Raw genomic sequence first — 2,467 nt, forward strand, 5'->3', positions numbered from 1 at the left:
TGCGCCGACTCACCGCGAGGCGCTTGGGTCGTTGTTGCTTGCCGCGACCGTAATCGGATCGGGCATCAGCGGCTGGCTGGCGGAAACGTGGCCGTCGCGCTGCTCGCCAACACTGGGGCCACCGTTGCTGTGCTGGCGGCACTGATTGCCCTACTAGGGCCGATCAGTGGCGCGCACTTCAACCCCGCCGTGAGTCTCGTAATGACTTTGCGGGGCCGACGTCCCCCCGCTTTCAGTAGCGCAGGGCTTTAGAGTCGCCCGGCATTGTAACGGCCTTGGTGGCCAAATTCTTTGCGTACTGAGCGGGCGTCAGCCCGCCGAGTGACTTCTTTGGTCTTTCCTCGTTGTATTCACGTCGCCAGGTCTCGATCACAGTGCGTGCGTGAGCTAGGCTCGTGAACCAGTGTTCATTCAGGCACTCGTCGCGCAGTCGCCCGTTGAACGATTCCACATACGCGTTCTGGTTCGGTTTGCCTGGCTCGATCAGTCGCAGCGCGATGCCATTGCGGTGTGCCCAGGTCAGCATCGCCTTGCCGGTGAACTCCGGGCCGTTATCCGTGCGCAGCATGCTCGGCTTGCCGCGTTGTGAGCAGATGCTGTCCATGATGCGAGTCAAGTGATCCCCACCGATCGTGTGTTCCGGCACCACGGCCACCGCTTCGTGTGTGGCGTCGTCTACGATCGCCAGGCACTTCAGCGTTCGACCCGATGCGATGCGGTCAAACACTAATGGGATGGTCCGCTCGGATACCCTCACCGTGCGGTATCAACGCCGCCTAAGGAGACGCCCATGAACGCTGCGACCCTCGGCATCGACATTGGTAAGCGCTTTTTTCATGTTGTTGGGCTGGATGAAATTGGTAGAGTTGTGTTTCGAGAGAAACTGACTCGGGAGCCTTTACACCAGCTTTTTGCCACACATCCCAAGTGCGTCATGGCCATGGAGACCTGCTGTGGTGCACAGCATCTGGGGCGTAAGGCTTCCGAGCATGGCCACGACGTTCGCCTGATACCCGCGCAACACGTACGGCCATTCGTAAAGTCGCAAAAGAACGATTTTAACGACGCCACCGCACTGGCCGAAGTCGCCCGGATGCCCAGCATGCGCGCAGTCCCACTGCGATCGATCGAGCAGATCGATGTCCAGGCCTTCCATCGGGCACGACAGCGGCTTATTGAGCAACGTAACGGCATGACCAGTCAAATCAGAGGATTATTGCTTGACCGTGGCGTGACGATTGCACAAGGCCTGTACCCTCTTCGTACCGCTGTTCCAAGCATTCTAGCGGATGCGGATAATCAACTTACGCCGGCCTTCCGGCAGCTGCTGGCATCGTTGCTGGCGATGTTTCGGCAGACTGAAGCGGCGCTCGAGGAACTCACCGAGTATTTGAGGGGTCTTGGCCGAGAAAGCGACACCTGCCGTCGACTCCAGACGATTCCCGGCATCGGCCCCTTAGTTGCCACCGCCCTGGTTTCGGCGGTTGGCAACGCCAGTGCATTTCGTACATCGAGAGATCTCTCTGCTTGGATAGGACTTGTACCACGCCAACACACCACCGGCGGTAAGCCGCGATTAATGGGCATTACCAAGCGCGGCAATACCTACCTGCGACGGCTGTTCGTGCAGGGAGCTCGAGCGCTGTGGGTGTGGAAGGACAAACGGAACGACCCCTTGCATGTCTGGATTCGAAGTCTGGCCTCGCGTATGCATCCCCACGTTGCAGTGTGCGCGCTGGCGAACAAACTGGTCCGCATCTGCTGGGCTCTCTTGCGCCACAATGAGCAAGTCTTTCTGCACGATGCGGCAGCTCAAAGAGTTTGACCCCGTCCACCTTCGCTAATCGATGAGGAATCATGGCGACACGATGATTCGTCACGTCCGAGAACCCGACTGGACTTCCGGCACCCTGAGATGCCTTCACACTAATTGGGCCGGACGTGCGCGACTTTCCCTGATGGCCCGAGCGCCTGAGAGGTTGCTCATTACGAGGCCGAATAGATAAACGCGAATCGCTGTCGCCGCTGATGTTTCGCAGATGAGGACTAAGGAACTTGCTTATACCGAGCGGACCATAGAGAAGTCCATGCCCCAGACCTCGTTGGGCCCGCTGGCTGGCCGCTTGATCTCTCGATGCGCGGCCGATACATGCCGCCAGGGCCGCTTGCGCCGTAATCCCAGGTTTTCCTCGCTGTATACGCGATAGAACCGATCGATGCCGACATCCCAACCCTCGCGCTTCAGCAGCATGTAAATGCGCCGATAGCCAAAGCGGACGCGTGCGTGAGCGAGCTCACGCACGCGCTGGCGCAGCCCCGTCAGGGGATCCATGCGGCTGCGGTAGTAATACATCGAACGGGGCAGCCGAAGGCAGCGGCAAGCCTGTCTGTTGCCCACGCCGTAACGGCTGATCAGGTAGTTCACGATCTCGCGCTTCTTGACAGGCTTCAGAATTTTTTTTGGAGA

The 2,467-nt window shown here is 59.2% G+C and carries 2 protein-coding genes and 1 pseudogene; 1 reads left to right on the top strand and 2 read right to left on the bottom strand.

Translation table 11 applies throughout. The annotated features are described in order from the left end of the window. Nucleotides 1-232 precede the first annotated feature (232 nt). A pseudogene (locus tag VGG64_26090) lies at nucleotides 233-739 on the bottom strand (integrase core domain-containing protein). 51 nt (nucleotides 740-790) lie between these two features. On the opposite strand from VGG64_26090, the gene VGG64_26095 reads away from it, so the two are divergent. Next, complete coding sequence (locus tag VGG64_26095) at nucleotides 791-1,825, top strand: IS110 family transposase (protein ID HEY1603102.1); 1,035 nt, start codon at nucleotides 791-793, stop codon at nucleotides 1,823-1,825. 234 nt (nucleotides 1,826-2,059) lie between these two features. Here VGG64_26095 and VGG64_26100 read toward each other — a convergent pair. Beyond that, on the bottom strand, nucleotides 2,060-2,467 hold a 408-nt coding region (locus VGG64_26100), incomplete at its 5' end, for an IS3 family transposase (protein HEY1603103.1).

It is taken from the genome of Pirellulales bacterium (assembly GCA_036490175.1).
GTDB lineage: Bacteria > Planctomycetota > Planctomycetia > Pirellulales > JACPPG01 > JACPPG01.